The 8,971-nt window shown below is 42.1% G+C and carries 4 protein-coding genes; all 4 read right to left on the reverse strand.

The features are described 5' to 3' along the window. Window positions 1–40: 40 nt before the first annotated feature. Entirely contained in the window at window positions 41–1,333 is a 1,293-nt protein-coding gene (locus F6K13_RS07290) for a ComEC/Rec2 family competence protein (RefSeq protein WP_287287104.1), read from the reverse strand. Between the two features lie 123 nt (window positions 1,334–1,456). Further along, window positions 1,457–5,401 (reverse strand): hypothetical protein, encoded by a 3,945-nt coding sequence (locus tag F6K13_RS07295; protein ID WP_287287106.1) that lies wholly within the window; start codon window positions 5,399–5,401, stop codon window positions 1,457–1,459. Between the two features lie 413 nt (window positions 5,402–5,814). Next, the gene (locus F6K13_RS07300; protein WP_287287107.1) at window positions 5,815–7,002 is read right to left on the reverse strand and encodes a tryptophan 7-halogenase; all 1,188 of its coding nucleotides are present in this window, start codon (window positions 7,000–7,002) and stop codon (window positions 5,815–5,817) included. 118 nt (window positions 7,003–7,120) lie between these two features. Continuing rightward, window positions 7,121–8,971 (reverse strand): LodA/GoxA family CTQ-dependent oxidase (locus F6K13_RS07305; RefSeq protein WP_287287109.1); only part of this gene is annotated, 1,851 nt, incomplete at its 5' end.

Below are 8,971 nucleotides of genomic sequence, written 5' to 3' on the forward strand. Positions count from 1 at the left end.
TCGCTCAATTTAACGTTATTTACGATCCTTGTTCTGGATCTTACTCTTCACCAAGGTGGTAATAGGTATCGTCTTCAGTCCAATGATCGAAATCCTCAAATTCTTCTCCTAACCATGGGTAAATCATATATTTACTATTTGATTTAATTTCTAAGCCATAAGTTGTGCCCCGATCCGCAATAATCTTAGGTCGTTTTGGCTGTCCCGTTCCACGTTTAATTGGGTAGTCTAATTTGCAAATAGTGGTAAAAATTTGATTGTCGGTTCTTTTTTCATAATAATAATTACTAACCTCGCTAATATCTTCCCTCAGAATAGTTTTTTCTTCAAGCGTATCAATTTGATCTGCTTCACAAAATTTGCTAACAGAGCGAGATTTGCCAAAACAGTTTGTCGGCTTATCTACGTCGTCGTGATAAGCTACATAGGAGTGAAATTCTCCCCTTATTGGCAAACAATCTGTTGTTTTTTTCAAAGAATTAGGAGCAAACTGTTTAACAGTATCAATTGCAGCTTGTTGTGGTAATCGATGTCCAGAAGCGTTTCCTCCTTGACCATACTGTGTTCCAGTTCTTTCAGAACTTATGAACAAACATATCGGTTTTACTGTTTCTACCCACTCCTTTGAAGTGGATGTACGCGCACTGCCATGATGCCCTAGTTTCAGAATAGCGTTGCTAATATCTAATCCTTTTAAGTTACCATTAGCTGAGTTAATATTGTCTAAAATTTTCTTTTCTGTTATGTAAGTCGCATCTGCGGCCAGTAAAATTTTTTGACCTTTATACTCAATCATTAAAACAATACTCCGATTGTTTGCTAAGGTTGTATGTTTACCCTGGTTTGCTACATTGGCAGCGAGTAAATGAACTTCTGCATCCCCATGTTTCTGCCATGATTTTTGGCCATTCGGTTGATTAAGCTGAAATGCTTTTCTATGATTTTCCTGATCTTTTAACCAATCTTTAAAACTATTCCATTTGTTACCTTTTTTGTCTTCTATTTTACCTTTTGCTTTATAGTCGTCATGTTGCCCTGTAAAAAATATATTTTTGAAAGAATACCCTGCTTTTATTAAGAATTGCAGCAAATTGTAGTGATCTTGGTCAGGATGTGTAATAAAGAGATAGTCTATATCAAATGGCACGGATGTAATAAATTTGTTATCCTTAAGAACTTGAAAAAAATTCAGGATATCACCCTTAATTTGTTCCGCTTTAGTCGAACCAAAATCTATTAACATAGTTGTTCCATCGGGGAATTTGACAAAAGTTGCATCTCCCATCCCAACATCTATGAACCAGACATATAATGAATCCGAAGCAGGTGTCATTGTTTTTACCTCAATTTGTTTACATAATTTGGGAGAATACCCTCCCAAATCTTTCTCAGTTCTCTATTCGTAGACGATGCGGTACGCATCTTTCTGACGAGCAAACTCAAGTAAATATCTGACTTATGAATCCTCAGTATTTTCAGCTCTACTCAATTGCAACCAACCTTCATAAGCTTGCTGAGGCTTAGAAAATTTCGCTTTTAAATTAACGGGTTCAATAGTTTCTTTCTCCGACCAATCTTCACCCACCTTAGATAACCAAGACCAAGTATATCCTGGTTCTTGAGATAAAGGAATAGCCATTTCACCTTGATTACACAAAATCGGAGTAGACAAGAAATTCACCTCGATCGCCTGTAAAGCTGAGTTATAATTTTCCGCAGGTAAGCGTAAAACCTGATTAGGCAAAATTCCAGAAGTCGCATGAATTAACCCCCTGGGGTCAATTAACATTGACACCCCCTGGGGCGTCGCATCTACAGTTTGCTCAAAACACACTAACCCTTCGACTTCCGCCTCAGTTTTAATCAGATTATTCTCCACTGTACCACTTTGAACAGCATAGAAAATGTTATTCTCATATTCATAATCTTCCTCATCACCCACAGGTGTTTCTCTCCAATATCCCACTAACCCATCATTGAGTTGTTGAGAATCTCCTAAACGAATAGGAAATTTTACCTCTGTAAACCCATAAGTAGCAGGTGCTTGGTCTACACCTTCAATTTTCACCGTCGGATCGCAAGCAGGTATTCCTTTAACTTCCAAGTTAAACGTTGCCCTCACCAAAGCCATAGGTCGCCCCAGTAACAACGCTAAACTCGGATGCTCGGCAAAACTTTCCGGGTCGATAGTTTCTAAAGACTCATTCAAAGAAGAAATAAACTTTTGTTGAAACTCAACCCCTTGGTCTAAAAGATAGTGTACCATCTTTTGCAAATGACGATTGGGCAGTTGAGGATAATCATCTCCACTACGTTCGAGATTCACTCCTGGAGCATTACGCCACTTCCCACCACGATCAATTGTACCTAAACTCACACCTTGAGCATCATAAATTGCCAAATTACTATCAAGATTATTAGGTACGACCCAACCACAAACAGGAGTTTTCCCTGGGACTTTTGTCATTTCTACTTCCTGGAGAGCATTAGCAGCTAACCAGTGGAAATTGAGACGAGCAGGTTGAGCTAAACGAGGTGGCAAGAGAACTTTATTATCATTCAGGCTAGCAGGGGGAGTCATGCGGTAAGTCGTGACAACCTCTGTTGTTTCACTTCCTTCGATCACTTTCTTGTGTTGTCCAAAAGTATCAATTAACCATAACCAATTAATTGACATTGCTCCACTACGGATGGGATTGAAAATGTCTCCTTCGAGGACTTTATATTGCAAACTATTACCCAAAGTCCAACGTACCTGCTCGTGGAACATTTTTTCCACCTCAGCCAGACTCAGAGGATCGTCTACTTCTAATTGGAAGGTTGGTTGAGCTAACAATAGGGTATCATTGAAACCACCTATGCACTGAGCCATAGATTGCAAAGTTCCCATTTCCTCGTATGCCCATAATGCCACGAAGATAGAATCTTTCACTTGCTCTTCTGGTTCCTTATCTGCTAACTCACTTTTCTCAATATACCACTCCTTCACATGTTGAAAATTGTTCTTCAAATAATCTGGTGTTTGCTCTGATTCTGGAATCTCGTTATCCTCATAATAATCAGGAAGTAAGTATTCTGTCAGATAGTCAGTTATGCGTTCCCTCAAATCTGTTCCCGCCGCCGGACTCAAAATACTGAAACCCGTGTAACTATTGCTATTTTCAACAAAACTACTTTCCCTTCCTTCCTTAAGTTGTAGGTCAATGGCATTCGATTCTAAACTGTAGTTATCTAGAATCTGATTGGGTTTGTAATCTTGAACTTCACCACTCTCCATGTCACGACAAGGATAAGCCAAAACTGACCAATGGAAGGCAAAAGGATTCCAAGGTTGCTCGTTCCAAGTGATAAAGTTAATTGATTCTTCCCCGTTTTCAGGCTGGAAGTCGTCAATTTGCTTCAGCAGTTTCTCAAAATCTTGAGTAATTGTGGTAACATCGAAATCTAGAGGTTGACATTTTAAATAACCATCATCCCGTAAACGTCCGTCTTGTCCAAAGCGAACTGGAGCCTTTGCTGCATCTCCAGTTAATAAAATAACGGGTTCGTTGGCCCGCCAGTAATTTTCACTGGGAAATGGCCTCAGATTATATTCCAAGCTCGGAGAGGCGATCGCTTCCTGTAATTGACGAATAGCATTAGTAATTTGAACGGCAATTTGAGATTCAGTGGCAGGAATATAAATATTAAAGATGCCTCCTTCCACTTTCACATCATAGGTTTGCTCTCTATCCTCTATTCGCCAAGCTTCATCTGTAGTAATAGTTTGAACAGTTGGGTGATCGGATAATGTCACCCCACATTTGGCAAATTCATTCTTTATATAGCTAAAGTCTTGGTCAGATGCTGCTTGAATAGCACCAACGTATTGCTCGAAATCTTCATTTAACTTAGATACTATTCCAAAAGGCAAAGATTTTGCAGTTACTGTAGTATTTTTTCTATTCTCTGTAAATTCTAATTCTCCCACCATAGCGATCGCTGTCCGTAGAGGCGCAAGGCTAGTTTCATAAATAGTATCATAGAAATGTCCGCCATCTTCAGTCTTGTTCTTCATGAAGTAATACCACTGACTGTATAACTGACGGCGCATCGACTCTATATTTAGCCAAGCTTGATTATACTCCTCTTGGAGGCGATTGAGTTCATTGAGTGCCTCAGCCACATTTTCTGGTAATCTGTGTTGACTAGGTTGAGTTGTCCTCTGGCCTCTCTGTTGAGCAACTGGAGGCTGAAGTGTCCAAAGATAACCATCATGTTGAGTAGCAAACCCTCGTTCATGTCGTCCCTCTAAAAGTCTGGCATCAATGTTAAGTTTGTGGGACTCCAACTTTTCTAATAACTGCAAAGCTTGTATCTTATCCTCAACTTCTCTGCGAATTGGCTCTGCTGTGTCTGGAGATTCTGACTTAAAGGAGTGGGCCAAATAAGCAGCAAGAGCTTCTGGAGCAGAATTAGCCACAGCAATAGTTGGTTGAGATAAACTATTAACTCTCTCTGCTAGTGAATTACCTAACCCAGTAAAAGTAATTCTGGCATGATACACTGTAGTTGTAGGAAATTCATCTCCTATTTGGTCTAGCTCAATAGTCCAATTAAACTCTTCTTGGAAGATTTCTAGTAACTCTTCATTGGTTTTCCCCTCATTTTTAGCTAAGAATAGGTTTAAAAAATCCTGTTGTTCATCACTATAATAACCAATAACATCGTACTGCAGCCCAGACGGAGGTGTAGTAGTTTCAAAATCAGAATCCACAAAACCAAAAACGCTGTAACAATTGGGATAAAATGCAGCAAAAGTAGCTTTAACTTCATCAAAGGTTGGGATAGTTGCCTTAGTGCCAACAGCAGTTAAGGCTTCAGCATATTCTTGAGTTTCTGTGTCTGAGTCCCATTCTGCCAATTCCCAATTACGCCCCATATAACGGTAACGTTGGTATTGATAAGTATCTGGATCGTTAGGATCTACAGTAGCTAGATCCGGCGACTCTATGAGAATATTAATCGCATCTGGTGGTGGACTATCATCGCCTTGCTCTTTTTCGGGATAGAGATAGTCACTTTCAATAATCCATCGTTTATTGTCTGTATTCCCTCCTTGGCGTAATATTAACCAGCGATTGGGTACTCTCGGAAAAGTTGTTCCTGTCTCGTCATGTTCCCCATTAGTTAGAGCATCAGGCAAAGACCAATGGAGATGGATTCCCGCTTTCAAATCAAATTCTTGGTTAAATAAGGGGGCGAGCATTTGTTCGCTCAGATTAAGCTGTGTCGCTCCATGAGATTGCCCTCTATACACATAAGGCAATAGTGTATAGTTGGCCATTGCCCTGAGCGCTTGTTGTTGTTGATCTAGGCATAGAGCATCAAGATGGATGGGGACAAGTAGGGTTTTAGTCATATTTAACTTGATATAGGATTTCTCAGATTAGTGATATCAAATCCGGTTGAATCACCTCACCATCAATTTAGTATTCAGTAGTCAGTAGTGGTTTGTCAAGATTGAATAGTTTTCTTGTTAGCTGCCTACACTATTCTCACAAAATGTGGATGGTTAGATTATATTGCAATTAAACGGATTTGATATGAGATACAGTAATCAAAAGTTAGCAAGCTATATGAAAGCATACTAACTCAATTCAACTTTCATTAGCTCGATGATAGATCTTCTTGTTAACATAATTATCTGCTATTTTTTTTGCTTTGATTTTAGCTTTTGACATACTCCCTGCTGCTCTACGAGATAGTAAGGGATTCTTTAACCCAGCATTCTACTATGACGTTACTCACCATGATTTCCTGACTCCCTCTTTTTTAGATTGACGCATAAGCAACAAGATCGCTTTTTTCCAAACCAGTTCTTTCCTGACGTCGCTGCCAAAAAGGAGAAGCAGGCCATCGTCGTTCCATTTGGTAGAAGTAATTGCGCTGAGTCAAATAATTATCAAATCGAGAGGCAATGAGAGATTCGTACTCCTCCAGACCACTACTATCTCCATGCAAATAGGAAGCAATAGCCTTCCCCGCTTTCAGACTGTCCCAGAGCGCCTTATAAATACCCTGGGAGGAAATCGGATCGAAAGCCGAAGCTGCATCTCCTACAGCGAGCCACCCATTTCCAGTAGTCCGGTTTAATCGGAATGAAGGGGCAGCACAAACCATTAGTTCCCGTGGTTTTACCTGGGGTGTCGAGGAGACTGAAAGATTGTCGATCGCAGAACAATCAACCAATTCTTTTGAGACGTGCTTGGTTTCTTTCAGATATGCCAGCCAGTTTTCCATCCGGTGCAACCGAGTCTCTTTGATAATTGACGGTTCGCTAGCTACTACCGTTGCCAACTTATTGTTGGGGAGCTTGGCTACATACCACCAGCCATATTCTACCGCTTCTAACAGGGTTAGTTTAGAAAAATGAGAGCCAGCAGGAAGGTCGAAAAAAGCGATCGCGCAAATCAGTCGGTCTAGAAAAAGCTTTCTGGCTCCCAGAGTTCTGGCAAAACTGCCTCGCGTTCCCGTTGCATCTACTAGAAAACTCGCTGTAATTGTTCGCGTTTGCTTGTCTTCCCCGATAAGCTGTAATTGGAAGCCTTCTGGATGGAGGCGATCGCAATTCCGAACTTTCGTACCGCAATGCACTTCCACCCCTCTTTCCATCGCTTTCTGAGCTAGAAAGGCATTGAAGCGTCTCCGGTCCAAATGCCAGCCGTTACCATAGGGATTGCGCAAAAAGTCATTGTATGCTAGGCTGTCACTTCCCCAAGAAGAGCAATTACCAAAACAAGTCTCGTGTTTTTCCTCAAGAAAATCCTCTAATATTCCCAATTTACCCAGAAGAATACGGGTATCTGGTGGAATGCTCTCGCCAATGCGAACAGTTTCATAACGATCCGACTCTACAACCAAAATTTTGGAAATTCCTTGCTGTTTCAGAGCTAGAGCAGTAGCGCAACCCCCTGGTCCGCCACCTATAATGGCAACATCATATTCCATAGAAAGTTTCATTTTTATGGTATCAAAAAATATCTCTGGGATTCTGTCGCAACAACTGTTGGGCGATCAACGCGACTCGGAGAGTTTTATCCCCTTCGGAGTTGACTGCGACAGAACCTACTACGGGCTTTTATCTGTTACCAAATCGAATCCGCCGAAATGCCTCCAATTGCTCAATACTATTCCAGCCAGCACGTCGGATTTTTGAGGGCAAAGCTAATCGAGCCGCTTCCGAAGCAGCCAATAGAGTTCTCAACTCCTCAACCTGTTCAGGGTGGAGAGACTCGACAAAGATTTTTGATGGAATATCAGGGTTGTCCTCCAAGCCTTGGCGGAGTTCGATAATTCCCATGTTGGCAAAATTATTGACCATATATAACATTGCCTCGATAGTGTCTGACGGCAACTGACGCAGCCAGTTATGTCGCTGGTAAAAAGCTATGAGCTTTTCCTTATCTTCAGTTTCCGGTTTCATGATATTGTCATAATTATCTTCTGTGAGAACTTGGTTGGGGACATTAGCTGGCCAAAATGTGGGTAGGTAAGGGTCGTACTCCGTGTCGTAGCCCGAGCGACAGAAACCCGTATCCGCTTGCCAAGGAATACCCATCCATCGAGTCAGGTCTCCTGGTCCTTGAGCGTAGAGTGGTCCTCCGGGTCGCAGAGCAATTTCCTGAGTCAGCACCGTACCGTAATCTTGGTTGGTAGGACTTTGAGCATGACGCACTCGAAACGGTTTTGAGTAGAGGGTACTGTGACGCATAGGCCATGTCAGCTCGCAGCCAGGATGAAAGGCATCCGCTAAACAGAAATGGAGAGCGGCTTTGTCCAGCATTGCTGGCTGTTCTTGCACTGAGAAATCATTTAGACTGCTCAATGGTGTGGAGTCTGGATTGTAGTCATTCTCAAAATTGCCATCAACCCAGAACCTCATCAACTCCATCCGTACTTTCGATAAAGCTAGATTTTTCCGGGGAGAACCGTCAAGATCGCCGTCAAAAGCATCCCCGTAAATCCATGGCCAGGAACTGGGAGTATTACTCTCGGTCTCAGCTGGACGAAACATGTTAAATACAATCTGCCGTAGCTCCTGATATTGATCGTCACCTCCTTCTGCTGGTTTCTGAGCCAGTTTCTTAATCAATTCAGAATCGCTAAAATCCATAGGACACCCCTTGCCAAACAGGGTGGCAAACCCTTTATTGACCCACTGTAAATTTGACAGGCGCGACAACAAGGGCAGGATATCCTTAGTAAAAGATGCTGTTGTCGGCATGGGCATCCAGCCACATTCTACATAGGTATCCACGAGTAAGTCGTAGAGGGTGCGCCAGCCAATGATACCGGGAGCATAGTTAGGCGGAGCAACTACTACCCAACTGGACTCAACAGGAATATCTCTGTCTCCAATTTTTACCGTAGCAGTAACTGGCCCGTCTGAAATATCATCGTACCAATTATCAGGATTGACAAAGCCAGCAGGATCGTTGGGATTGTAGATAGGATCGTCTGTTGGCGATTCCGATTTGCCTAAACCGCCTAAGACTAATAAACGTCCGCATTCATCCGTTCGCAACTCACCTAAGGGTACTTTGGTACATTTTTTCTCAGTGCCCTCTTTCTTCACAAATGTAATGCTACCCGTGTCAAACTGGTACTCTGGACCTGATACCTCTTTACCCTGAATCGTGCGAGGTTCGGGAACGATCGCTAGTTGTTGTCGGTCATTTCCTTTGACGTGTGGGTTGCGACGAGAGGAAGGTACAGAGTTCCACTCAGGAATATCGAGGGCAACGACAAATTTATACCATTGGGCTTTGCGATTTGCCAGATGTACAGTCCACTCTATCTCTGTCTCTTGATCAGTATCCTTGAGTTCTCCAACAACTTGACCAGCAGCATTGTAGCCATAAATTCGGAATCGAGCCGCTTCACGTTTAATCGCTCCGTTGTCATCACGAGTACTCTCTGAAGTAGGCTC

Origin of the sequence: Okeania sp. SIO2B9, from assembly GCF_010672505.1 — a bacterium.
Lineage (GTDB): Bacteria > Cyanobacteriota > Cyanobacteriia > Cyanobacteriales > Microcoleaceae > Okeania > Okeania hirsuta.